The 24,888-nt window shown below is 40.7% G+C and carries 23 protein-coding genes, 1 rRNA gene and 2 other annotated features; all 24 genes read left to right on the forward strand.

Annotated elements, in window-relative coordinates:
* Nucleotides 1–77: ribosomal RNA gene (rrf, locus tag ACW0TQ_RS20785) — 5S ribosomal RNA — on the forward strand; the annotation flags it as partial.
* 705 nt (nt 78–782) lie between these two features.
* A complete protein-coding gene (locus ACW0TQ_RS20790; RefSeq protein ID WP_042530717.1) occupies nt 783–1,475 on the forward strand; it encodes an MgtC/SapB family protein in 693 nt (230 codons plus the stop codon).
* A gap of 182 nt (nt 1,476–1,657) precedes the next feature.
* Nucleotides 1,658–2,125 (forward strand): CtsR family transcriptional regulator, encoded by a 468-nt coding sequence (locus ACW0TQ_RS20795; protein ID WP_193064161.1) that lies wholly within the window; start codon nt 1,658–1,660, stop codon nt 2,123–2,125.
* A gap of 24 nt (nt 2,126–2,149) precedes the next feature.
* Nucleotides 2,150–2,710 (forward strand): protein-arginine kinase activator protein McsA, encoded by a 561-nt coding sequence (gene mcsA, locus ACW0TQ_RS20800; protein ID WP_042530721.1) that lies wholly within the window; start codon nt 2,150–2,152, stop codon nt 2,708–2,710.
* Nucleotides 2,707–3,771, forward strand: a complete 1,065-nt coding sequence (mcsB, locus tag ACW0TQ_RS20805; protein ID WP_193064162.1) for a protein-arginine kinase McsB — start codon at nt 2,707–2,709, stop codon at nt 3,769–3,771. Before mcsA ends, mcsB begins: the two co-directional genes overlap by 4 nt.
* Nucleotides 3,772–3,784: 13 nt before the next feature.
* Nucleotides 3,785–6,217: an ATP-dependent protease ATP-binding subunit ClpC gene (clpC, locus tag ACW0TQ_RS20810; RefSeq protein WP_042530725.1), complete on the forward strand. Its 2,433-nt coding sequence runs from the start codon at nt 3,785–3,787 to the stop codon at nt 6,215–6,217.
* 212 nt (nt 6,218–6,429) lie between these two features.
* Complete coding sequence (gene radA, locus ACW0TQ_RS20815) at nt 6,430–7,803, forward strand: DNA repair protein RadA (protein WP_455725984.1); 1,374 nt, start codon at nt 6,430–6,432, stop codon at nt 7,801–7,803.
* Between the two features lie 100 nt (nt 7,804–7,903).
* A complete protein-coding gene (locus ACW0TQ_RS20820) occupies nt 7,904–9,001 on the forward strand; it encodes a PIN/TRAM domain-containing protein (protein WP_455725985.1) in 1,098 nt (365 codons plus the stop codon).
* Between the two features lie 193 nt (nt 9,002–9,194).
* Complete coding sequence (gltX, locus tag ACW0TQ_RS20825) at nt 9,195–10,664, forward strand: glutamate--tRNA ligase (RefSeq protein ID WP_042530731.1); 1,470 nt, start codon at nt 9,195–9,197, stop codon at nt 10,662–10,664.
* Between the two features lie 81 nt (nt 10,665–10,745).
* Nucleotides 10,746–10,963, forward strand: a binding site (T-box leader).
* 134 nt (nt 10,964–11,097) lie between these two features.
* Entirely contained in the window at nt 11,098–11,754 is a 657-nt protein-coding gene (cysE, locus tag ACW0TQ_RS20830; RefSeq protein WP_042535862.1) for a serine O-acetyltransferase, read from the forward strand.
* Nucleotides 11,735–13,141: a cysteine--tRNA ligase gene (gene cysS / locus ACW0TQ_RS20835; RefSeq protein WP_042530733.1), complete on the forward strand. Its 1,407-nt coding sequence runs from the start codon at nt 11,735–11,737 to the stop codon at nt 13,139–13,141. The genes cysE and cysS overlap by 20 nt, the downstream gene beginning before the upstream one ends.
* On the forward strand, nt 13,141–13,545 hold the full coding sequence (locus ACW0TQ_RS20840) for a Mini-ribonuclease 3 (protein ID WP_042530735.1): 405 nt from the start codon (nt 13,141–13,143) through the stop codon (nt 13,543–13,545). The genes cysS and ACW0TQ_RS20840 overlap by 1 nt, the downstream gene beginning before the upstream one ends.
* Nucleotide 13,546: 1 nt before the next feature.
* Nucleotides 13,547–14,299, forward strand: a complete 753-nt coding sequence (gene rlmB, locus ACW0TQ_RS20845) for a 23S rRNA (guanosine(2251)-2'-O)-methyltransferase RlmB (protein ID WP_193064164.1) — start codon at nt 13,547–13,549, stop codon at nt 14,297–14,299.
* Nucleotides 14,300–14,806, forward strand: coding sequence for an NYN domain-containing protein (locus tag ACW0TQ_RS20850; protein WP_042530739.1), 507 nt, complete (start codon nt 14,300–14,302; stop codon nt 14,804–14,806).
* A 327-nt stretch (nt 14,807–15,133) separates the two neighbouring features.
* On the forward strand, nt 15,134–15,787 hold the full coding sequence (sigH, locus tag ACW0TQ_RS20855; RefSeq protein WP_042530741.1) for an RNA polymerase sporulation sigma factor SigH: 654 nt from the start codon (nt 15,134–15,136) through the stop codon (nt 15,785–15,787).
* 266 nt (nt 15,788–16,053) lie between these two features.
* A complete protein-coding gene (rpmG, locus tag ACW0TQ_RS20860) occupies nt 16,054–16,218 on the forward strand; it encodes a 50S ribosomal protein L33 (protein WP_256705463.1) in 165 nt (54 codons plus the stop codon).
* 49 nt (nt 16,219–16,267) lie between these two features.
* Nucleotides 16,268–16,441, forward strand: coding sequence for a preprotein translocase subunit SecE (gene secE / locus ACW0TQ_RS20865; RefSeq protein ID WP_042530743.1), 174 nt, complete (start codon nt 16,268–16,270; stop codon nt 16,439–16,441).
* A gap of 329 nt (nt 16,442–16,770) precedes the next feature.
* Nucleotides 16,771–17,307, forward strand: a complete 537-nt coding sequence (gene nusG / locus ACW0TQ_RS20870) for a transcription termination/antitermination protein NusG (RefSeq protein ID WP_042530745.1) — start codon at nt 16,771–16,773, stop codon at nt 17,305–17,307.
* A gap of 213 nt (nt 17,308–17,520) precedes the next feature.
* Nucleotides 17,521–17,946, forward strand: a complete 426-nt coding sequence (gene rplK / locus ACW0TQ_RS20875) for a 50S ribosomal protein L11 (RefSeq protein WP_042530747.1) — start codon at nt 17,521–17,523, stop codon at nt 17,944–17,946.
* A 175-nt stretch (nt 17,947–18,121) separates the two neighbouring features.
* Nucleotides 18,122–18,814, forward strand: a complete 693-nt coding sequence (gene rplA, locus ACW0TQ_RS20880) for a 50S ribosomal protein L1 (protein WP_042530749.1) — start codon at nt 18,122–18,124, stop codon at nt 18,812–18,814.
* 49 nt (nt 18,815–18,863) lie between these two features.
* Nucleotides 18,864–19,008: a sequence feature (ribosomal protein L10 leader region), on the forward strand.
* A 49-nt stretch (nt 19,009–19,057) separates the two neighbouring features.
* Entirely contained in the window at nt 19,058–19,555 is a 498-nt protein-coding gene (rplJ, locus tag ACW0TQ_RS20885; protein WP_455725986.1) for a 50S ribosomal protein L10, read from the forward strand.
* A gap of 54 nt (nt 19,556–19,609) precedes the next feature.
* Nucleotides 19,610–19,975 (forward strand): 50S ribosomal protein L7/L12, encoded by a 366-nt coding sequence (gene rplL, locus ACW0TQ_RS20890; protein ID WP_042530753.1) that lies wholly within the window; start codon nt 19,610–19,612, stop codon nt 19,973–19,975.
* A 277-nt stretch (nt 19,976–20,252) separates the two neighbouring features.
* Entirely contained in the window at nt 20,253–20,858 is a 606-nt protein-coding gene (locus ACW0TQ_RS20895; protein WP_193064167.1) for a class I SAM-dependent methyltransferase, read from the forward strand.
* A gap of 412 nt (nt 20,859–21,270) precedes the next feature.
* Nucleotides 21,271–24,816 carry a DNA-directed RNA polymerase subunit beta gene (rpoB, locus tag ACW0TQ_RS20900; RefSeq protein ID WP_042530757.1) on the forward strand — a complete coding sequence of 1,182 codons (3,546 nt, stop codon included), beginning with the start codon at nt 21,271–21,273 and terminating at the stop codon, nt 24,814–24,816.
* Nucleotides 24,817–24,888 lie beyond the last annotated feature (72 nt).

The raw sequence follows: 24,888 nt of genomic DNA on the forward strand, positions 1-24,888 counted from the left end.
CCGAACACAGAAGTTAAGTTCTTCAGCGCCAATGGTAGTTGGGGGCTTCCCCCTGCGAGAGTAGGACGTTGCCAGGCTTATTGAAAAAGAGTTAAGCATCATGCTTAGCTCTTTTTTTGCATATTTTTAGGAGAAATGCCGTTTTATGTCATCTGAATCTGTTCATAGTAGGTACGATGACAAAATATACAAATGTTACGTTTTTTCCACCATAAAATAGGATTTATTGTCGTAAAGGCGGATCCTTGAATGAATGCTTTGCCAGTGATAGCCATCCATGGGTTTGGTTTTTCCTCGACAAAATAGATATTTCTACATACGCCGTTTTGTGAATAACCCCGCAACGAAATGACTTTCTTCTCTGATTCCCTGCGTTTTCGCTTCACATAGACACCTTTTATTCCTAAATAACACCGTGGCAAATGAAGTGTATTTTTTTGTCTTCACTCTATCTATAATTGAAAACAAGAGGATGTGCCACACTTAGTATAGAGTCAAAAAATGTTTCATTGCTGATACGGCTCGTCTAATGGGTTTTTGCTTGTTTATCTTCAAATATCCTTTCTTTGGTATTTATTTCTGGAAGATAAATCAATTTACTGCTAAAGTAAAAATACACTTATTGCAATGAATACTTCTATTTAAATAGTTTAAAATTAATTTTCATGATAGTTGGTATGGAAAGACCCCCGCTGAATAAAGTTTTATTTTATAAAATGAAATGATAGCCTATACATATAAATAAACTGTAAAATATATAAAACAATAAGGGGGTGCAGGGAATGGAGTTAGAACAATTTATCGGTGATGATTTCGGAGTTATCGTGTTACGTTTGTTTATTGCTTTGCTGTTATCCGGTTTAATTGGTTTTGAGAGAGAAATTAATAATCATTCAGCCGGGTTTCGTACGCATATACTGGTAGGAGTAGGCTCTTGTTTGATGATGATTTTATCGATTTTTGGTTTTATTACATTTATGAATCAATACGATAACATTCAATTTGACCCTGCTCGTATCCCTTCTTATGTAATTAGCGGTATCGGTTTTCTTGGGGCTGGTACCATTATTGTATATGGAGGAACCATCAAAGGATTAACAACAGCTGCTTCTATATGGGCTGTAGCAGGAATAGGATTAGTGATTGGAGCCGGCATGTATAGTGTTGCTATTGTAACGACACTTATTATCCTTATCAGTTTAATATTTTTTAACCGGATGGAGCATTTTTTCCCTCGGTTTACAACCAGTAATTTTATTGAATTGATTGCTTCAGAGGAATTTGAAATACATGAAGCTGTAAAATCAGTGGAAAAGAACGGTTTTACGATAAAGCAGGTTGAGATAAAGCTGTTAGAAGGTAACAGGCGCAGAATTCATATATGGACAAATATGAAAAAGGATAATAAGTTAATTTATTTATTTGATGAAATATCGAAGCTTCCGGGAGTGGTTAATATAACAAAGCGAAATTAAAACATAAATATTTTCATAGATTTTTATAATTATGTTTTGTTTTTTGGCCTGTTTGTCCAAAATAGAAATATCATCCATTTGCAACTGTGGCAATTTCTTATTATAATAAAACCATAGTCAAAGTTAGTCAAAGTCAAAAGGAATAATTTATCAAATAAATTATTTGATTTGAGGTGCGAAGGATGAGTAACATTTCAGATATCATTGAACAATATTTGAAAAAAGTATTACAGTCAGAAGAACAACAAGCGATTGAGATTAAAAGGAGTGAAATTGCAGATCAGTTTCAATGTGTACCTTCTCAAATAAATTATGTTATTAATACGCGTTTTACCATTGAGAAAGGGTATATCGTAGAAAGTAAACGCGGCGGTGGCGGCTATATTCGTATTATGCGCATACGGCATCAGGATAAATCGGAATTGATTGATGAGATTATTTATTTAATCGGTGATTCGATTCCGCAGCGTGCTGCTATAGATATTTTAGATCGGCTTTTAGAGGAGGAGCTGATTACAGCACGTGAAGCAAAGCTGATATTGGCAAGTATTGATCGAACAACGTTAGCTTTTCAATTGCCGCTAAGAGATGAATTGCGTGCACGTATTCTTAAATCTGCATTAACTGCACTCAAGTATCTGAACGATTAATTACCTGAAGGGGGGAGGAATCGTATGGAATGCCAAGAATGCCATGAAAGAAAGGCTACCCTGCATTTTAAGCACATTATAAACGGTCAGGAGACGAAAGTGAGCCTTTGTGAAGTATGTGCAAAGAAAAAAGGTTATTTGACCTATCCGGAGGAAGGATTCTCATTAAATGACCTTTTATCTGGGCTTTTTCAAAAAGATGGAATACCTTTGAACGCTGCAGGGACAGCAAATTCCAATCAGCCTAAACAGCCGCAGGAGCTGAAATGTTCTTCTTGCGGGAGAACTTTTAGTGAATTTAAAAAAGCAGGGAAATTTGGATGTGCAAATTGTTATGCGTCCTTTGACTCCAAGGTAGAGCCTATTTTACGGCGTGTGCATGCTGGGAATACCAAACATACTGGCAGGATTCCAAAGCGTGCCGGGAAGTATATTCAGCAAAAGCAATTAATATCCTCCCACAAAGAGGAATTAAAACAGCTGATTGAAGATGAAGAATTTGAAAAAGCAGCAGTTCTGCGCGATAAAATCAGAGAGCTGGAAAAAGCGAATCATCAAGATAAGGAAGCGGGTGATAACACGTGACATTAGAATCATTTATCAATGAAGCGATTAGCCCGTGGATGCTGGAGGACGGTCCGGATAAAGACATTGTAATGAGCAGCCGTGTCCGTCTGGCCCGCAACTTTGCGGATAAATTGTACCCGACATCCGGTAATAAGGAAGCGTTGGAAGAGGTACTGCAATTTATAAAGAAAAATTATATAAAGGAAGAGGATACGGAGCAGGATTCACTAACTTTTATACCAATGAAGCAATTAAATATGATTGAAAAACTTGTTCTGGTGGAAAAACACTTAATAAGTCCACATTTAATCAAACATAGTGATTATGCTGCAGTGTTATTATCCGAACAGGAGCAGACCTCCATTATGGTAAATGAAGAGGATCATTTGCGTATTCAGGTGTATTATCCTGGACTTCAGCTGAAAAAAGCTTTAGAGGAAGCGTACTACTTAGATGATTGGCTGGAGGAAGAAGCCGACTATGCATTTGATGAAACAAAAGGTTATCTGACCAGCTGCCCTACCAATATTGGAACAGGCATGCGGGCTTCGATTATGATGCATTTGCCTGCGCTTGTACTGACAAAGCAAATCAACCGGCTTATTCCTGCAATTAATCAATTGGGACTGGTTGTCAGAGGGATATATGGTGAAGGCAGTGAGGCAAGAGGGAATATTTTTCAAATATCGAATCAGATTACACTGGGCAAGTCCGAAGAGGATATTGTGGAAGACCTGGAGAGTATTGTTAATCAGCTTGTGGAGCACGAACGGATGGCGCGGCAGTATATTTACGAGCAATCTGAGATTAGCTTGGAGGATCGTGTCTTCCGTTCCTATGGCACGTTAAAAAATAGCAGAATCATTGATTCGAAGGAGGCTGCTACCTGTATTTCTAATTTGCGTTTGGGAATTGATTTAGGCATAATAGAAAACATTTCCGAGAATATATTAAATGAACTGATGGTTTTAACACAGCCTGGATTCTTGCAGCACTATGCGAATAAAGCACTTCGTTCAGATGAACGTGATATCCGCAGGGCTTCAATTATTCGTGAAAGATTAAATTTGAAAAAATAGGAGGAAAAAACATATGATGTTTGGTCGCTTTACAGAGAGGGCACAAAAGGTATTGGCATTATCTCAAGATGAGGCCGTACGATTAGGCCATAATAATATTGGAACAGAACATATTCTTCTTGGTTTAGTACGTGAAGGAGAAGGCATAGCTGCCAAGGCATTGCAATCTCTTGGGTTGGAAGTAGCTAAAATTCAAGAAGAAGTGGAAAAGCTCATTGGTGTCGGCAAGCAGCCTTCTCAATCGATTCATTATACGCCCAGAGCAAAAAAGGTTGTTGAATTATCTCAGGACGAAGCAAGAAAACTGGGCCACTCCTATGTGGGAACAGAGCATATTCTTTTAGGTTTAATCCGTGAAGGAGAAGGTGTTGCTGCCCGTGTTTTAAATAATCTTGGTGTGAGCTTAAATAAGGCCCGTCAGCAAGTTCTTCAACTGTTAGGTAGCAATGAGTCTCAGACAGGCCGTCAGGGACGTGCAGGACAGCAAACAAACGCAAGCACCCCTACGTTAGATTCTTTAGCCCGCGATTTAACAGTCAGTGCGAAAGAAGGAAAAATTGATCCTGTTATAGGACGCTCTAAGGAAATTGAACGTGTAATCCAAGTATTGAGCCGCCGCACCAAAAACAACCCTGTGTTGATTGGGGAGCCTGGTGTCGGAAAGACAGCTGTTGCAGAAGGACTGGCACAGCAAATCATTGATAATGAAGTACCGGAAACACTACGTGACAAACGTGTGATGACGTTAGATATGGGTACTGTGGTTGCAGGTACAAAATATCGCGGTGAGTTTGAGGACCGTTTGAAAAAAGTAATGGAAGAAATCCGTCAATCCGGCAATGTTATTTTATTTATCGATGAACTCCATACGCTGATCGGAGCCGGGGGAGCAGAAGGTGCAATCGATGCATCAAACATTCTAAAACCGTCGCTTGCCCGCGGTGAACTGCAATGTATCGGCGCAACGACATTAGATGAATACCGGAAATATATTGAAAAGGATGCTGCGTTAGAACGTCGTTTCCAGCCAATTCAGGTAGATGAGCCGACCTTGGATGAAACCATTCAAATCTTGAAAGGTTTAAGAGACCGCTACGAAGCGCATCACCGTGTGACTATTACAGATGAAGCGATTGAAGCAGCAGCATCTCTGTCGGATCGATATATCACAGATCGTTTTCTGCCGGATAAGGCAATTGATTTAATCGATGAGGCTGGCTCTAAAGTACGTTTAAATTCTTACACGGTTCCGCCAAATTTAAAAGAATTAGAACAAAAGCTGGAAGAAGTAAGGAAAGAAAAAGACGCTGCTGTCCAAAGTCAGGAATTTGAAAAAGCAGCATCCTTGCGGGACTCTGAACAGCGTTACCGTGAAAAGCTTGAGAAAACAAAGGATGAATGGAAGGAAAAACAAGGACAGACCGATTCGGAAGTAACGATGGAAGATATCGCTGCAGTGGTATCTATCTGGACAGGGGTTCCTGTTGCAAAACTGACGAAAGATGAAAGTGACCGCCTGCTGAACATGGAAGAGATTCTTCATGATCGCGTTATTGGTCAATCGGAAGCAGTGAATGCTGTAGCTAAAGCAATCCGCCGTGCCCGTGCCGGGTTAAAAGATCCTAAACGTCCAATTGGTTCCTTTATATTCCTGGGGCCGACAGGTATCGGAAAAACAGAGCTTGCCCGCGCCCTTGCTGAAGTCATGTTTGCGGACGAGGATGCGATGATCCGAATCGATATGTCAGAGTATATGGAAAGGCATGCGACGTCCCGTTTAGTTGGTTCGCCTCCAGGCTATGTTGGCTATGAAGAGGGCGGTCAATTAACCGAACGTGTTCGCCGTAAACCATATTCTGTTGTGCTGTTGGATGAAGTAGAAAAAGCACATCCAGAAGTCTTTAATATCCTCTTGCAGGTTCTTGAAGATGGCCGGTTAACAGATTCAAAGGGGAGAGTAGTTGATTTCCGCAATACGGTTATTATCATGACCTCTAATGTTGGAGCAAGTGAATTAAGACGTAATAAATATGTCGGCTTTACACTAGACAATGATGAGAAGAGAGAGCATGAAGATATGAAGTCGAAGGTGATGGACGAATTGAAAAAAGCATTCCGTCCTGAATTCCTAAATCGTATTGATGAGACCATTGTGTTCCACTCCCTGGAGAGAAAACACATGAAAGATATTGCATCATTAATGCTTAAACAGCTGCAAAAACGCCTGGAAGAGCAAGAGCTGACCCTTTCCCTTACAGATAAGGCAATTGAAAAAATTGCTAATGAAGGCTTTGATCCAGAATATGGTGCCCGTCCGCTGAGACGCTCTATTCAAAGTAATATCGAGAATTTATTATCAGAAGAGTTGTTAAAGGGAACCATTCAAAAGGAACAAAAGGTGAAAATAGGGTTGAACAGCAAAGGGGAATTTATTGTCCTTTCTTAAACAGGATGTAAGGTACAGAAAGCTAGAAGAACACGGTTCTTCTAGCTTTCTCCATTTCTCAAAAAATGCTTGTGGCATAAGTATGGAAGATTCTTTGTGAATTTGATGCTTTTCTGTAACCTATGAAAACCAGAAATAGTCTATAATAATAAATAAGGGTGGTTCAAGAGAAGACGCTAGGCTTGAATCTCACTTGAAGGAGGTTAGAAACGTTGGCAAAAAGGAAAACAAAATTTGTCTGTCAGGAATGTGGATATGAATCGGCTAAGTGGATGGGGAAATGTCCAGCTTGCCATCAATGGAATACGATGGTTGAAGAAATTGAAGCTGCTTCTATAAAAGGCAGGACAGGATACACGTCTGGTGCAGCCTCCTCACAAAAACCCGAAAAGATTACCTCCATCGAATCAAAGAAGGAACCCCGCATTACGACGAAGATGCGGGAATTTAACCGTGTATTAGGCGGGGGAGTGGTATTAGGGTCACTGGTTTTAATTGGCGGAGATCCGGGTATTGGAAAATCAACACTCCTGTTGCAAATATCTGCACAGCTGGCAGAGAAGGCTTTACCGGTTCTCTACGTATCTGGTGAAGAATCCACAAGGCAAACCAAATTGCGTGCAGATCGTTTAGATATAAAAACGGATGAACTATATGTATTATCAGAAACGAATTTAATGGATATCAGCAGGCAGATAGAAGAAATCAATCCTTCCTTTGTCGTCGTCGATTCCATTCAAACCATTTTTAAAGAAGAGATAACCAGCGCGCCGGGGAGCGTGTCACAGGTCAGAGAATGTACAATGGAGCTTATGAAAATTGCGAAGACCAAAGGCATTCCTGTTTTTATTGTCGGGCACGTAACCAAAGAAGGTTCGATTGCGGGTCCGCGTTTACTGGAGCATATGGTGGATGCGGTATTGTATTTTGAAGGAGAACGTCATCACACCTATCGTATTTTAAGAGGTGTAAAAAATCGCTTTGGAAGTACGAATGAAATGGGGATTTTTGAGATGAAGGAGGAAGGATTACGTGAAGTAATGAATCCGTCTGAAATCTTTTTAGAAGAGAGATCCCAAGGAGCTGCCGGCTCGACCGTTGTAGCATCAATGGAAGGTACACGCCCTGTTTTAGTAGAGATTCAAGCGCTGATTTCTCCAACAAGCTTCGGGAACCCGCGCAGAACAGCCACGGGAGTAGACCATAATCGCGTGCCGCTTTTAATGGCTGTGCTGGAAAAACGCGTTGGACTGATGCTGCAAAACCAGGATGCTTATATCAAAGTAGCGGGCGGGGTCAAGCTGGATGAACCGGCGATTGACTTAGCGCTGGCGGTCAGTATTGCATCGAGTTTCCGCGATCACCCAACCAAACCAGAGGATATTTTTATCGGTGAGGTTGGGTTAACAGGAGAAATTCGCAGAGTATCCCGAATCGAACAACGGGTGCAGGAGGCTGCGAAACTGGGGTTTAAACGGGTAATCTGCCCGAAAAATAATTTAGACGGCTGGAATTATCCGGCTGGTATCGAAGTAATTGGTGTTTCCAATGTACAGGAAGCTTTAGAAATCGGATTACATCAATAGATTTTTTTGAGGATGAAAATTTAGAAGAATTCCGAGCAGATAAGCATATATTATATGTCATTTGGTAATACTACTAATACGAGTCAGGAGGTGAAAGGAATTGATGAAAAAAGTAGTACACTTATTTTTTATTATTTTAGGAGGTACCATGGGATATCTTTATATTCCAGAAATCGTCCAGCTGTTAAATGTTGCAGAATCAAGCTGGCTAACTTCATCTATCTTGGGAATGATTGTTGGAGCTATTATATTTTTTATCTTGTCTTATTTACTAGTAAACTATATTGTAAATTTCTTTCGTTGGGTGGAAGATGCACTGGTCAAATTACCAGCCATGGATTTATTTTTTGGCAGTATCGGGTTAATTGTCGGTCTAGTTATAGCTTACTTTGTTAATATGCCGTTTCAAGATATGAGTATTCGTATTTTCTCACAGGTCTTGCCGCTGTTCATTATGATTATACTTGGTTATTTAGGATTCCAGGTTGGCTTTCGCCGTCGTGAGGAATTTATGAATATACTCAAACCGGCGAAAAAGGACAAGCGCCGCAGCGGCGAGGAAGAGGACACAGATGCGGGTACGCAAAGCTTAAGCCCCAAAATTTTGGATACAAGTGTGATTATTGATGGGCGAATTGCTGATATTTGTCAGACTAACTTTTTAGAAGGAACCATTGTGATTCCGCAGTTTGTTCTTGGTGAATTACAGCATATTGCAGATTCATCGGACGCGCTGAAGCGAAACCGCGGCAGACGCGGTTTAGATATTTTGAACAAAATTCAGAAAGAGCTCGCTGTAAAAGTAGAAATTTATGAAGGCGATTTTGAGGATATTCCAGAAGTAGACAGCAAATTGATCAAATTGGCAAAAGTCATTGATGGCATTGTAGTTACGAACGATTTCAATTTAAATAAAGTATGTGACTTCCAGGGAGTGCCTGTTTTAAATATTAATGACCTGGCCAATGCAGTGAAGCCGGTCGTTCTTCCAGGGGAAGAACTGCATGTGCAGGTTATCAAAGACGGGAAAGAGCATAATCAAGGTGTTGCCTATTTAGATGACGGGACGATGATTGTAGTGGAAGAAGGCAGAGATTATATCGGCAAAAATATTGAGGTTGTTATTACGAGTGTTTTACAAACCTCTGCGGGACGGATGATCTTTGCAAAACCAAAATTACTTGAAAAAGCGTTGTAAAAAGGGTATAACTGATAAAGGATAAAAAAAGTGATAACATATATATGTTATCACTTTTCGTATAGAGCTTGTTTAGGAAGATAAGGGGAGGAATTCCTTTTATAAAAGATGTTTCAAAAGATTTCTATCAGATCTTTTGAACAGGTACAAGGCAGGCAGCGATGATATATAAACAATGAAGGAGGCATTTTAAATGAGTAAGGAAGTTCGCGTACGTTATGCACCTAGTCCAACGGGTCATTTACACATTGGTAACGCTCGTACAGCTTTATTTAATTATTTATATGCAAAACATTTTGATGGAAAATTCATTATCCGCACAGAAGACACAGATGATAAAAGAAACGTAGAGGGCGGCGAAGAGAGTCAATTAAAATATTTAAAATGGCTCGGCTTAGAATGGGATGAAGGTGCCGATATCGGCGGTAATTATGGTCCTTATCGCCAGACAGAGCGCTTAGATATCTATCAGAAGTTTGTAGATGAACTGCTTGAGCGTGATTTAGCTTATAAATGCTATATGACAGAGGACGAGTTAGAGGCAGAACGGGAAGCACAGCGTGCAAATGGACAAGTCCCTAAATACGCCGGGAAACATAGCAACTTAACAGAGGAAGAAATTCAGGGCTTTGAAGCAGAAGGCAGAACGCCAAGTATCCGTATTCGTGTTCCTGAAAATAAAACATACACGTTCCAAGACATTGTCCGCGGTGAAATCACGTTTGAGTCCAGTGATTTTGGCGACTGGGTCATTGTAAAGAAAAACGGAATTCCTACCTATAATTTCGCTGTGGCTATCGATGATCATTTGATGGAAATCACCGATGTATTGCGCGGGGAAGAGCATATTTCCAATACACCAAAGCAAATGATGATATATGATGCGTTTGGATGGACAGCACCGCGTTACGGGCATATGACGTTAATTCTGAATGAAGAGCGTAAAAAGCTGAGTAAACGTGATGAGCACATTCTGCAGTTTATTGAGCAATATCGTAATTTAGGCTATTTGCCGGAAGCGATGTTTAACTTCATCAGCTTGCTTGGATGGTCTCCAGTTGGCGAAGAAGAGATGTTTACACAGGATGAACTGATTACTATATTTGATCCAGAGCGTTTATCTACGTCTGCCGCTATTTTTGACCAGCATAAATTGAAATGGATGAACAATGAATATATTAAAAAAGCAGATTTAAGCCGTGTCATCGATCTAGCGTTACCGCATTTAATCAACGCGGGCAAGCTTCCAGAGAATATGGATGAGAAGACGCGTGTATGGGCGGAAAATGTAATTAGTCTATATCGTGAACAATTGCGCTACGGGGCAGAAATCGTTGAATTGACAGAGCTGTTCTTCCAGGAGGATATTACCTATGGTGAAGCAGAACGGGAAGTTTTAGGAGAAGAGCAGGTGCCTGAAGTATTGCAAGTGTTCACAGATAAATTAATTCATTTAGAGTCGTTTGATAAAGATTCGATTAAAGCGCAGTTTAAAGCAACCCAAAAAGAAACAGGACATCGCGGTAAAAAACTCTTTATGCCGATACGGGTTGCAACAACAGGACAAATGCACGGTCCAGAGCTTCCGTTTGCTATCGAATTGCTGGGGAAAGATGTTATCGTGAAGCGTCTTGATAAATTATTAAAGGAAATGGGAGCTTAATAGTTCACATTTCTTGTGTAATATAATATATTATCTTTATAAGTTTCGCCTATGTTATGATAGCTATGAAAATCAAATAAATTTAAATCGTTGAAGAGGTAAAGTAAAAATGAATTTCTTACACAGAGAGAGTCACAGTTGCTGCGAGTGACTTTAAGATTTCTTTTTGAAGTGCGCCTCAGAGTCTATTGTGGAACATAAAGTACATGGTAGCGGTTCTCTGCCGTTAACAGAGCAAAGGGGAGAAAGATATTTTTTTCTCTAAACAGAGTGGAACCGCGCTAAAAAGCGTCTCTGTGTTTTCAATAACACAGAGACGCTTTTTTTATATCTAATCAAAGAAAAGATGAATTCATTTTTACTTCATTAGGCAGTAATCGATTTTGCTAACTAATTTAAACAGAAGGGGCTGTATATAGTGGTCTTTCGGAAAATGAAGGAGGATATGGATGTTGTTTTTGAACAGGATCCAGCCGCCCGCACGTATTTTGAAGTTATGTTAACTTACTCTGGTGTACATGCGATTTGGGCGCATCGTATCGCACATTGGCTGTATAACAAAAATCTGAAATTCTTGGCTCGTTTTATTTCGCAATTCTCTCGTTTTATAACTGGTATTGAAATTCATCCTGGAGCCAAAATAGGAAGAAGATTGTTTATTGACCATGGCATGGGCGTGGTTATCGGGGAAACCTGTGAAATAGGTGATAACGTCACTATTTTCCAAGGAGTAACACTCGGCGGAACGGGAAAAGAACAAGGGAAACGGCATCCTACCATTGAAGACAATGCGATGGTTTCAACAGGGGCAAAGGTGCTTGGAGCCATTACGATTGGAGAAAACTCGAAAATCGGGGGCGGCTCAGTGGTATTAAAGAATGTTCCTGCTAACGCTACAGTCGTCGGTGTTCCTGGGCAGGTTGTTGTTCAAGATGGAATACGCCTGAACAGAGACCTGGATCATCAAAATATTCCAGATCCAGTTGCAGAAAAATGCAAAAGCCTGCAAGAGCAAATCGAGGAACTGAAAGCAGAAATGGAGCATTTAAAGAAAGGGAGAATGAACAACCATGACGATTCAAATATATAATACGCTAACGAGACAGAAGGAAGATTTCAAACCCATTGAGCCTGAGAAAGTGTCTATGTACGTATGCGGTCCGACGGTATATAACTATATCCATATCGGAAATGCACGTCCGGCAATTGTATTCGACACGGTTCGCAGGTATTTTGAATATCGGGGATATGAGGTCAACTATGTCCTCAACTTTACTGATGTAGACGATAAAATTATTAAAGCAGCCAAGGAAGCAGAAGAGGAAGTCGGTGCATTGGCTGACCGGTTTATCGATGCGTATTTAGAAGACGTGGGCGCATTAGGCGTCAAAAAAGCAACGAAAAATCCGCGTGTCATGGATTCGATGCAGGAAATTATAGCGTTTATCAAAGAATTGATAGACAAGGGCTATGCTTATGAAGCAGAAGGAGATGTTTATTTCAAACCGCGTTCCTTTAAAGGGTATGGAAAGCTTTCTCATCAGTCTATTGACGAATTACGTTCTGGTGCACGAATCCAAGTAGGGGAGAAAAAAGAGGATCCGCTGGATTTTGCTTTATGGAAAGAAGCAAAAGAGGGAGAAATTGCGTGGGAAGCGCCATGGGGCAAAGGACGTCCAGGCTGGCATATTGAATGCTCAGCAATGGCTAAGAAACATTTAGGAGATACCATTGATATCCATGCCGGGGGACAGGACTTAACTTTTCCGCATCATGAGAATGAGATTGCACAATCGGAAGCACATAATGATACCACCTTTGCGAACTACTGGATGCATAACGGCTATATTAATATCGATAATGAAAAAATGTCGAAGTCACTTGGTAATTTTGTGCTGGCACGTGATTTAATAAATATGCATGACCCGAAAGTGCTGCGTTTCTTTATGCTTTCTGTTCACTACCGCAATCCGATTAACTTTACAGAAGAGCTATTACAAAGCGCAAAAACAAGTTTGGAACGCATTGAAACAGCTTATCATAATTTAGGGCATCGACGCCAAACAAGCATGGATTTAAGAGGAGATAACAAGGAATGGATAGACCGTATTGAAGAGCGTACAAAACGGTTTGAAGCAGAGATGGACGATGACTTTAATACAGCTAATGCAATTTCTATTCTGTTTGATTTATCTAAAGAGGCGAATGTCTATGTCCAAGAGGAGCAAACGGCTAAAGAAGTCATTGATGCTTTCCGTGAAGCCCTTGCTTCGATGCTTGGAGTATTGGGAATTGACATTGAAAATGAACAGGAAGAATTACTGGATGAAACGATTGAAGCATTGATTGCAGAGCGGAATGAAGCCCGGAAAAATCGTGATTTTGCCCGTGCGGATGAAATACGCGATCAATTGAAACAGGAACAGATTATCTTAGAGGATACGCCACAAGGAGTAAGATGGAAAAGAGGTAAATAATGAAAGCCAGTGATGTCAGGCAAATGAAAAGTCTCGCTTTAGCCTATATCGGCGATGCGATTTATGAGGTGTATGTGCGCGAACAATTATTAGAGCGGGGAACCATTAAACCGAATCAACTACATCAGGCAGCGATTCGTTATGTATCCGGTAAGTCACAGGCAAAGGTTATCCTCCATTGGCTGGAACAGGATGCCTTTTTAACAGAAGAAGAGAGCAGAGTGGTCATCCGGGGGAGAAATGCAAAATCAGGCAGTATTCCTAAAAATATTAATGTACAGACGTATCGTTATAGTACAGCGTTTGAAGCGTTGATTGGCTATCACTATTTATTAAAAAATGAACAGAGACTGCAGGAATTGATGACGCAAGCAATGGATTTTCTAGAAGAAGGGAGTGCTTAAAATGACGCAGGAAAAGGAATGGATTATGGGCAAGAATCCCGTAATCGAAGCATTGAAATCTGGCCGTTCTGTTAATAAGGTTTGGATATCCGAACAATTGCAGGGAGCGGCTGCGCATAAAATACAGCAGCTTGCCCGTGAAGCAGGAGCAGTGGTTCAGAAGGCTCCGAGGTCGAAGCTGGATAAGATGCAGGAGGGGAATCATCAGGGAGTGATTGCTTCCGTTGCTTCTTATCCCTATGCCTCGCTGGAAGACCTTTTTGCCAAAGCGGAGGAAAGAGAGGAGGCTCCTTTCTTTATTTTGCTGGATGAATTAGAGGACCCGCATAATCTGGGATCTATTTTACGTACGGCGGATGCAACAGGGGCACATGGAGTAATTATCCCGAAGCATCGTTCCGTGGGTTTAACCGCAACGGTAGCGAAAACAGCAGCGGGAGCGTTAGAGCATATTCCTGTTGCCAGAGTGACCAATATAGCGAATACCATTGATGAACTTAAGGAAAGAAATGTATGGATTATTGGCACGGAAGCGGAAGCAGATGAAGATTACCGGCAGCTGGATGGAACGCTGCCTCTCGGATTAGTTATTGGAAATGAAGGAAAAGGAATGAGCCGCCTCGTGCGAAAGAAATGTGACTGGACGGTGAGCCTGCCGATGGTTGGACAAGTATCCTCCCTAAATGCCTCTGTTGCATGCAGTTTACTTCTTTATGAAGTGCTCAGAAAGCGTCTGCCGCTGGGGAGTGCTTAAATGGTTGTATTAATTGTAGATGGCTATAATATCATCGGTGCGTGGCCGGAGCTTGAGCAGCTGAAGGAAAAAGATATTGGACAGGCAAGAGACCGGCTTATTGAACTCCTTGCAGAGTATCAGGCATTTACCGGAGACCGCGTGATTGTCGTCTTTGATGCTTACTATGTTCGTGGAATTGAATCGAAAGAAGAAAAACATAAAGTGGAAGTAATCTACACAAAGGAAAAAGAAACTGCAGATGAATGTATCGAAAAGCTCGTGAAGACCGTAAAAAATATCCAAACGCAGGTGTATGTTGCCACGTCCGATTATGCAGAGCAGCGTACTATTTTCGGACAGGGTGCGCTGCGTAAGTCTGCAAGAGAGCTGCAGATTGAGATGGATGATATGAACCAGGAAATCCGTATAAATCTTGAGGTGCATCAAAAAGAAAAGCCTGCTGTTAAAATTCCGATAAACCAAGAGTTACGAAAACGGTTTGAAGAGATGCGCCGCGGGAAATAGAATAATACATGGAAAGTATAATAGACTGGAATGCCTCTCAGCCAGTTCATGAGAAGTGTTCCTGTCCATGTCGCTCCGAACAAACATGGCTTTGACGAAAAATATTTTTAGATAGGAAATAAAAATACAGCTTGAGAGCATGGCAGGTAAGCAGTTCACGTTTTTTTAGACACTCATTCATTAGGTGAAAAGTCTTAGTGATTTTCACGAAAACGACAAATTACGACTGCTTCTGTCATAAAAGGGTCGTTGACGATATTTCGGCTCGTCTAGTATAATAGTGCCTATCGTGGATATATTTGGAGATATCGATTTAGGAGGGGATTGTTGGTGAATGGTGGGCAAATCAATACACGCAGCAAGAAACTGGACAAGCTAGAAGATATTAATTTGCTGGAATTAATCGATCAAGGTGACAGTTATGCATTGGACCTCCTGATACATCGGTATTTAAATTTTGTACGGTTAAAAGCAAGAACCTACTTTTTGGTCGGCGCAGACAAAGAAGATATTATTCAAGAGGGAATGATTGGATTATATAAGGCTATCCGTGACTTTGATCTGGAGCAGCCAACTTCTTTTAAAGCATTTGCAGAATTATGCGTGACCAGACAAATTATTACGGCGATTAAAACAGCAACGAGGCAAAAACATCTCCCCTTAAATTCGTATGTCTCTTTAGATAAGCCAATCTATGAGGAAGAATCTGACCGGACATTGATGGATGTCATCTCCAGTCCAGAGGACAGCGACCCGGAGGAAACGCTTATTAATCGGGAAGCGTACGGAGCAATGGAATTTAAATTATCAGAATTGTTGAGCGGATTGGAAAAACAGGTGCTGCAGCTATATTTGGACGGCTGTACCTATCAAGAAATTGCTGAACAATTAAATCGCCATGTAAAATCAATTGATAACGCTTTAGTACGGGTGAAACGAAAATTAGAAATCCTGCTTGAAGAGAATGGGGTTACCATTTAAAACGCTGTTATCTGCCTGTAGATTTTAGAGAGGAAATCAAAGAAGTATATATGTGGAATTACCGGACTTCCTCCTTTTACATTTAACAAAATAAAATATTTATTTTTTAATAAAGCGCAGCGCCAGTAACGGAATAAATGCTTTTAAACAAACATTTTATCTTATCCTGTATAGAAACGGAAGAGAATGTCGTGCTTTTGAAAAGAGTGATAACATTGACATAATGATAGCGAAGTGCTATGTTAATATAGTCTATGTCCCTATGTATGGGGGTGGAAATTATGAGCAAAAAGATTGTCTTATCATGTGCAGTATGTTCTAGCAGGAACTATTCAACGAACAAAAACGCAGCCAATCAATCGCAGAGATTAGAAGTGAACAAGTTCTGTAAACATTGCCAAACACATACGCTGCACCGTGAGACCAAGTAGATATAGATTGATGGATAGATTCGCGTAAGTTCGGGGGGAAAGAGATAAAATGTTTAAGTTCTTAAAGAATGTTTCCAATGAAATGAAGAAAGTAAGCTGGCCAAAAGGGAAAGAACTAAGAAACTATACCTTTGTGGTAATTTCTACAGTTATCTTTATGGCAATATTCTTTTTCGTTGTTGATTTAGGCATATCAGAATTTTTAGATGCATTTTTTGAATAATTCCTTTATAATGCAGGTATAATGAAAAGAAGAAAAAGTCAGTGAAAACCCGATTTATGCGGGTTTTTTAAATTGGATAAGAAAAGCGGAGAGCGCCTGCTAAAAACGTAGAGATTGCGCCCCGAACTTTGGGGTGGTTCGACCTTAGTCGAACTTCCTTTGCTTAAAGAGATAAAGGAAACACGGTGAGGTAACGAACCGATGTTGACTTTCACCCGCAGGGCATAAGCGCGACGTGAAATCTCTAAAGTTTGGCGCTCGGAGCTAGATAAAAAAGCTATCGTTTATTCATGAAGAGGAGGGGACAGGACAGTTATTGTCCGATATAAATGGAAAAGAATTGGTATGTGGTTCACACGTATTCCGGCTATGAGAACAAAGTGAAAATGAACCTTGAAAAAAGAGTAGAGTCCATGGGCATGGAAGATAAAATATTCCGTGTAATTGTTCCGGAAGATGAAGAAGCAGAGATTAAAGACGGCAAGAAAAAAATGGTGAAGAAAAAATCTTTCCCAGGCTATGTTTTAACAGAAATGGTGATGACAGACGACTCGTGGTACGTGGTACGAAACACTCCTGGCGTTACCGGATTTGTAGGCTCCAGCGGACACGGCGCAAAGCCGACACCGATATTGCCGGATGAAGTAGACGTTGTGCTGAAAAGAATGGGTGTCAGCGAACCAACTGTTCAAGTTGACTTTGAGATCAAAGAAAGCGTTCGTGTCACAGATGGTCCATTTGCAGATTTCACAGGAACGATTGAACAAATTGATACAGATAAACAAAAACTGAAAGTACATGTGAATATGTTTGGAAGAGAGACACCAGTTGAACTGGATTTCTCCCAAGTAGACAAGCTTTCATAAGTCTTTCAGACCAGCAAGAATGTGACAGCAGTATAGACAAGTTCTGCGGAGTAAGGTATTTTCAAGAATCAAGGCTTGCTTTTTTCACAAATTCATGCTAAGATTCTTTTGTTATTCTTGTTCTCAATTAAAAGGGGAACAGGAAATGAGTGGGAGGGTAAATAAAATAAGAGACCCTATTACCACATCACGGACTTTAAGGAGGTGTGTCTCGTGGCTAAAAAAGTAATCAAATTAGTAAAATTGCAAATTCCTGCGGGAAAAGCAAATCCAGCACCACCAGTTGGGCCGGCTCTAGGTCAAGCAGGTGTTAACATTATGGGATTCTGTAAAGAATTTAACGCTCGAACACAAGAACAAGCAGGTTTAATTATCCCTGTAGAAATCACTGTATTCGAGGATCGTTCATTTACATTTGTTACAAAGACTCCGCCGGCAGCAGTGCTACTTAAAAAAGCAGCTGGAATCGAGTCTGGTTCAGGTGAACCTAACAAAACAAAAGTCGCTACTGTAAAACGCGACCAGGTAAAAGAAATCGCTGAAACAAAAATGCCGGATTTAAATGCAGCTGATGTTGATGCGGCAATGCGCATGGTTGAAGGTACTGCGCGCAGTATGGGAATCACCATCGAAGACTAATTCGGTATTCCGTAGACAAACGTTTTGTAGTTAAAAGGTTGCGGCTGTTTTCATCCGCAGCCTTATTCGGGAGAAGAATAAATCGATAGATGATTCACATGCTGGACAAGAGTGATTCTCTTGTCTCGTGGGAGGTACAACCGTTATAACCACAAAAGAGGAGGATATAATTAATATGGCTAAATATGGTAAAAAACATCAAGAAGCTTTAAAGCAGATTGATCGTACAAAAGCATATGAAATAAAAGAAGCTGTAGAGCTTGCAAAAAAGACTGCAAAAGCAAACTTTGATGAATCAGTAGAAGCTGCTTTTCGTCTTGGTGTAGACCCTAAAAAAGCAGATCAACAAATCCGCGGAGCAATGGTTTTACCGCATGGTACTGGTAAAACACAACGCGTTCTTGTATTTGCTAAAGGTGAGAAAGCGAAAGAAGCAGAAGCTGCTGGTGCAGATTATGTTGGAGAAGAAGATTATATTAATAAAATCAACCAAGGCTGGTTCGATTTTGATGTGATTGTTGCTACTCCGGATATGATGGCTCAAGTAGGTAAATTAGGTCGTGTTTTAGGACCAAAAGGTTTAATGCCAAACCCTAAAACAGGAACAGTAACTTTCGAAGTAGAAAAGGCTGTTCAAGACATTAAAGCCGGTAAAGTAGAATATCGTGTTGATAAATCTGCTAACATTCATGTTCCAATCGGGAAAATTTCTTTCGATGAAGAGAAATTAGTAGAAAACTTTACTGCTCTTACTGATCAACTTGTAAAAGTGAAACCTCAGGCTTCTAAAGGAACCTACCTTAAAAATGCTTCTATTGCATCTACAATGGGGCCAGGAATCAAAGTTGACGTTTCAAGCTTCCGTTAATTAGTAGTTGACTTTTAAGCCAATGTTCGATATACTAATTTTCGGTTTCATAAAATCGAATGTTATACCGTAGACAGCAGGGGCTCATCAGAGCTTAATCATCCAGCCGAGGTGTTTATTTATAGAAGGGCAAACCGACTTTGCCAATCTAGAGTAAGCTCTCATGTCTGCATGAGAGCTTTTTTAATAGAAAAGCACGTTCGAACGGTGTAATAATAGGGACTGTTATTAGGAGGTGGAAAGATGTCAGGGATTATTGAACAGAAGAAACAATTAGTAGAGGAAATCGCAGAAAAGTTTCGTAATAGCCAATCTGCAGTAGTAGTAGACTATCGTGGACTTGACGTTGCAGAGGTTACTGCATTGCGTAAAGAGCTCCGCGAAGCAGGCGTTGAATTTAAAGTATATAAAAATTCAATGGTTCGCCGTGCTGTAGACGCTGTAGAGCTGAGTGAACTTAGTGAAGTCTTAACTGGACCAAACGCCATTGCATTCAGTGAAGATGTAGTAGCTCCAGCTAGAATCTTAAACAACTTCAGTAAAGACCACGAAGCCTTAGAAATTAAAGGCGGTGTTATTGAAGGAAGCGTTGCTTCACTTGAACAAATCAAAGAGCTTGCAGACCTGCCAAACTACGAAGGTATGGTATCTATGCTGCTTAGCGTACTTCAAGCTCCAGTCCGCAACTTTGCTTATGCTACAAAAGCTGTTGCAGAGCAAAAAGAAGAACAAGGTGCATAATACACCAAACGGTTTAATTATAAAAACAAACTTATTATTAGGAGGATTTTAATCATGACAAACGAAGAAATGATCAGTGCAATTAAAGAAATGACTGTACTTGAATTAAACGATTTAGTAAAAGCTATCGAAGAAGAGTTCGGCGTAACAGCTGCTGCTCCAGTTGCTGCAGCAGGTGCTGCTGGCGGCGGTGCTGCTGAAGAAGAAAAAACAGAATTTGACGTTGTTCTTAACGATGCTGGTGCATCTAAGATCAAAGTTGTTAAAGCAGTTCGTGAAATCACTGGACTTGGCTTGAAAGATGCGAAAGACTTAGTAGATAACGCTCCTAAAGCAATTAAAGAAGGAGCATCTAAAGAAGAAGCTGAAGAAATTAAAGGTAAACTTGAAGAAGCTGGTGCTTCTGTAGAAGTTAAATAATTTAGCAAATATAAGAAAAAGAGCTCGTCGTATTTTAGGCGGGCTCTTTTATCACGAAACCATAAAGGTCACTTTTGTCACTAGAAAAAGTTCAAGTTTATATACGAGAATGTTTTTTAGTTGAACAGGTGACCTTTTTTTAAAAAAGAAAATATTTGGGTTGTTTCTATTAGATGTAAGTTGGTGTTGCTGGCTCGAACATCGTCCTATCATAAGGAAGTGTACGATTGCGGCCCAGGTATTTTTCTTAATTCATATAAAGTGGGTGCGGATCCATATGACAGAGCATTATTATTCTAAACAGCCACAAGCAAAATCGCTGCCGCAAAGCTGGTCTTTTGACCTGCGGGGGAAGACGTTTCAATTTACGAGTGATGTTGGTGTCTTTTCAAAAAGTGAAGTGGATTTTGGATCAAGGGTGCTTATTGAATCTTTTCAGGAGCCCGAGGTTGATGGACCAATATTAGATGTGGGATGCGGGTACGGTCCAATCGGATTATCCTTAGCCTCCGACTTTTCAGACAGACACATTTTTATGGTTGATGTGAATGAACGTGCTGTGGAATTGGCCCAAAAAAATGCAGAAATCAATAAAATCTCCAATACAACCATTCTTCAAAGTGATTTATATCAGCAATTAAATGAAAAAACATTTGCTTCCATTGTAACAAACCCGCCGATACGCGCCGGTAAAAAAGTGGTGCATGCTATTTTTGAAGAAGCCTGGGGTCATTTATCCAATCATGGAGATTTATGGGCGGTTATTCAGAAAAAGCAGGGAGCTCCATCTGCGAAAGATAAACTGGAAGAGATTTTTGGCAATGTAGAAGTAGTTGCAAAGAAAAAAGGTTATTTTATATTACGAGCGAAAAAGTTTGACTAATAAATGGGGATATGCTAAGATTGGAAGATGCTAAGATTAGGGTACGTTTGCCTAGCGCATTTTTCCAGGCTGGACGTATAAAATCTTTATAAATGGGAAAGGCTTGTAGAATCGGGAAAAACAAAGGTTCGACAAATCGCTTTTCTATAGTTTATCAAAATTCTTTCATCTGCACAATCTAAAATCACAACATCCTTGGAAAGGCTATATTTTTCAATGAGCGAAAAGAAAGTTTTATCTTTAAGAAAAATAAGCCGTAGAGAGGGAAAGTGATAAAGGATGCAAATGATAGGATAATGAGTTTATAGTTTTATTTTTTAAAGAACAGATGATTTATTCAGACGTTCTTTTAAATATGAGTTACATTTTGTAGAAACAACTACTAAAATGGATGATTTAAGGGGTGAAGCAGTTGACAGGTCAACTAGTTCAGTATGGACGGCACCGCCAACGCAGGAGCTATGCACGTATTAATGAAGTGTTAGAATTACCTAACCTAATCGAAATTCAAACCGCTTCTTATGAATGGTTCTTAGAAGAAGGTTTAAGGGAGATGTTCCAGGATATCTCTCCGATTGAAGACTTTACAGGAAATCTATCACTTGAGTTTGTGGATTATAGTTTGGGTGATCCGAAATATCCTGTAGATGAAGCAAAAGAAAGAGACGTGACATACAATGCTCCCCTTCGCGTGAAGGTTCGTTTAATCAATAATGAAACCGGAGAAGTAAAGGAACAGGAAGTATTTATGGGTGATTTCCCATTAATGACAGACACAGGAACATTTATTATCAATGGTGCAGAGCGTGTTATTGTATCACAGCTTGTGCGTTCGCCGAGTGTTTATTACAACGAAAAAATCGACAAGAATGGGAAACGCGGCATTGCAACAACGGTTATTCCAAACCGTGGAGCATGGTTAGAGTTTGAAACAGATGCAAAAGATGTTGCTTATGTCCGTATCGATCGTACTCGTAAATTACCAATTACCGTTCTGTTAAGAGCTTTAGGATTTGGTACAGATCAAGAGATTGTTGATTTGTTAGGCGAAAATGAATATTTACGAAATACGCTAGAAAAAGATAACACAGAGAATGCAGAGAAAGCTCTTTTAGAAATCTACGAACGTCTTCGTCCTGGCGAACCGCCGACAGTAGATAATGCGAAGAGTCTATTAGTATCTCGCTTCTTTGACCCGAAACGCTATGATTTAGCGCATGTGGGACGTTATAAAATGAATAAAAAACTCCATATCAAGAATCGCTTGTTCAACCAAGTGCTTGCAGAGCCTGTTGTTGATTCTGAAACTGGAGAAGTCATTGCGAATAAAGGCGACCGTTTGGAAAGAAAATTATTAGATAAGATTCTTCCATATCTTGAGCGAAAAGAAGATCGTTTCGGAGACAAAGCGATCACTCCGCATGACGGTGTGCTGGAAGAAGAAATCACAGTACAATCTGTGAAAATTCTTGATCCAACTGATCCGAACGGAGAACGTGAACTAACTGTTATCGGAAATGGGGAAGTAACAAAAGAAATTAAAAATATCACACCAGCTGATATTTTAGCTTCTATCAGTTATTTCTTTAATCTGCTTCATCAAGTAGGGGACACAGATGATATTGATCACTTGGGGAACCGCCGTCTGCGTTCGGTCGGCGAATTACTTCAAAATCAATTCCGTATCGGATTATCCCGTATGGAGCGTGTTGTGCGTGAAAGAATGTCTATCCAGGACACTTCCAGCGTAACACCACAGCAATTGATCAATATTCGTCCGGTTATTGCATCCATTAAAGAATTCTTTGGAAGCTCACAGCTATCACAGTTTATGGATCAGACCAATCCGTTGGGCGAGTTAACGCATAAGCGTCGTCTGTCAGCTCTTGGACCAGGTGGTTTGACGCGTGAACGTGCCGGATTCGAAGTACGAGACGTTCACTATTCTCACTATGGCCGTATGTGTCCGATTGAGACGCCGGAGGGGCCGAACATCGGTCTTATTAACTCGCTGTCCAGCTATGCGCGAGTGAATAAGTTTGGTTTTATTGAATCACCATATCGCCGTGTTGACCCGGAGACTGGAAAAGTAACAGATACGATTGATTATCTGACAGCGGATGAACAAGATAATTATATTGTTGCACAGGCTAACTCCCAATTAGATGATGATAACTTCTTTGTGAATGATGAAGTTATCGCTCGTTTCCGTGAAGATAACATTATTGTGTCACGCGATCGAATTGATTATATGGACGTATCACCAAAACAGGTTGTATCCGCAGCGACTGCATGTATTCCATTCTTGGAAAATGATGACTCCAACCGTGCACTAATGGGAGCAAACATGCAACGTCAGGCTGTTCCTTTGATGAATCCAAAGGCGCCGATTGTTGGAACTGGTATGGAATACGTCAACGGGAAAGACTCTGGTGCTGCTGTTATCTGCCGTCATGATGGAATTGTCGAGCGTGTGGAAGCAAAAACCGTTATGGTGCGCCGCATTTCAGAAGTAGATGGCAAAGAAGTAGAAGGTGACTTAGATCGTTATGGTTTACAGAAATACAAACGTTCTAACCAGGGAACTTGCTATAACCAGCGTCCGATTGTTGCAGAAGGAGAACGTGTGACAAAAGGAGAAGTTCTTGCAGATGGTCCTTCTATGGAAGACGGCGAATTAGCATTAGGTCAAAACGTTCTTGTAGGTTTTATGACTTGGGAAGGTTATAACTACGAGGATGCTATCATTATGAGCGAACGTCTTGTAAAAGATGATGTATATACTTCTATTCACATTGAAGAATTTGAATCAGAATCCCGCGATACGAAGCTGGGACCTGAAGAAATCACAAGAGATATTCCTAACGTTGGGGAAGATGCCCTTAAAAACCTTGATGAACAAGGAATTATCCGTGTCGGTGCAGAAGTAACAGACAGTGATATTCTTGTAGGGAAAGTAACACCGAAAGGAATGACAGAGCTTTCCGCAGAAGAACGCTTATTACATGCGATTTTCGGTGAGAAGGCGCGTGAAGTAAGAGATACTTCCCTGCGTGTTCCTCATGGCGGCGACGGCATCGTCTTAGATGTAAAAATCTTTAATCGTGAAGATGGCGATGAGTTACCACCAGGTGTGAATCAGCTGGTTCGTGTATATATTGTTCAAAAACGTAAAATTCATGAAGGCGATAAAATGGCAGGACGTCACGGTAACAAAGGGGTTATCTCCAAAATCTTACCGGAAGAGGATATGCCATTCTTGCCGGACGGTACACCAATCGACATTATGTTGAACCCATTAGGGGTACCATCACGTATGAATATCGGACAGGTGTTTGAGCTGCATTTAGGAATGGCTGCAAGACAGCTCGGACTGCATGTAGCAAGTCCGGTATTCGACGGAGCGACAGAAGAGGATGTTTGGGAAACACTTGAAGAAGCCGGTATGCCGAGGGACGCAAAAACCGTTCTTTATGATGGACGTACAGGAGAAGCTTTTGACAACCGTATATCTGTAGGTGTCATGTATATGATTAAACTTGCACACATGGTTGATGATAAGCTGCACGCTCGTTCAACTGGACCTTACTCTCTCGTAACACAGCAGCCGCTTGGCGGTAAAGCACAATTCGGCGGACAGCGTTTTGGTGAGATGGAGGTTTGGGCATTAGAAGCTTACGGTGCTGCATACACACTTCAAGAAATCTTAACGGTTAAATCAGATGATACCGTTGGACGCGTGAAGACATATGAAGCAATCGTAAAAGGGGATAATGCGCCAGAACCGGGTGTTCCTGAGTCATTTAAAGTACTCATCAAAGAGCTTCAAAGTCTTGGTATGGACGTGAAGATGCTTTCTAGTAACGAAGATGAGATTGATATGCGTGAACTGGAAGATGAGGAAGGTCAAACATCCACGAAGCTTAACATTGAAGTGGAAGAACCGCTTAATCAATAAAAATTTGTGCAGTAATGGTTCACTTTTCATGTGTTAGGGTGACTTCTACGTTGCCCGCAGACGCGGGTTACG

This window comes from Oceanobacillus sp. M60, assembly GCF_053839645.1.

Coding starts and splice junctions, on each gene's coding strand:
- ACW0TQ_RS20790 (WP_042530717.1), top strand. CDS start 783: ATGGAGTTAGAACAATTTATCGGTGATGATTTCGGAGTTATCGTGTTA.
- ACW0TQ_RS20795 (WP_193064161.1), top strand. CDS start 1,658: ATGAGTAACATTTCAGATATCATTGAACAATATTTGAAAAAAGTATTA.
- mcsA (WP_042530721.1), top strand. CDS start 2,150: ATGGAATGCCAAGAATGCCATGAAAGAAAGGCTACCCTGCATTTTAAG.
- clpC (WP_042530725.1), top strand. CDS start 3,785: ATGATGTTTGGTCGCTTTACAGAGAGGGCACAAAAGGTATTGGCATTA.
- gltX (WP_042530731.1), top strand. CDS start 9,195: ATGAGTAAGGAAGTTCGCGTACGTTATGCACCTAGTCCAACGGGTCAT.
- cysE (WP_042535862.1), top strand. CDS start 11,098: ATGAAGGAGGATATGGATGTTGTTTTTGAACAGGATCCAGCCGCCCGC.
- cysS (WP_042530733.1), top strand. CDS start 11,735: ATGACGATTCAAATATATAATACGCTAACGAGACAGAAGGAAGATTTC.
- ACW0TQ_RS20840 (WP_042530735.1), top strand. CDS start 13,141: ATGAAAGCCAGTGATGTCAGGCAAATGAAAAGTCTCGCTTTAGCCTAT.
- rlmB (WP_193064164.1), top strand. CDS start 13,547: ATGACGCAGGAAAAGGAATGGATTATGGGCAAGAATCCCGTAATCGAA.
- ACW0TQ_RS20850 (WP_042530739.1), top strand. CDS start 14,300: ATGGTTGTATTAATTGTAGATGGCTATAATATCATCGGTGCGTGGCCG.
- rpmG (WP_256705463.1), top strand. CDS start 16,054: ATGGGGGTGGAAATTATGAGCAAAAAGATTGTCTTATCATGTGCAGTA.
- secE (WP_042530743.1), top strand. CDS start 16,268: ATGTTTAAGTTCTTAAAGAATGTTTCCAATGAAATGAAGAAAGTAAGC.
- nusG (WP_042530745.1), top strand. CDS start 16,771: ATGGAAAAGAATTGGTATGTGGTTCACACGTATTCCGGCTATGAGAAC.
- rplA (WP_042530749.1), top strand. CDS start 18,122: ATGGCTAAATATGGTAAAAAACATCAAGAAGCTTTAAAGCAGATTGAT.
- rplJ (WP_455725986.1), top strand. CDS start 19,058: ATGTCAGGGATTATTGAACAGAAGAAACAATTAGTAGAGGAAATCGCA.
- rplL (WP_042530753.1), top strand. CDS start 19,610: ATGACAAACGAAGAAATGATCAGTGCAATTAAAGAAATGACTGTACTT.
- ACW0TQ_RS20895 (WP_193064167.1), top strand. CDS start 20,253: ATGACAGAGCATTATTATTCTAAACAGCCACAAGCAAAATCGCTGCCG.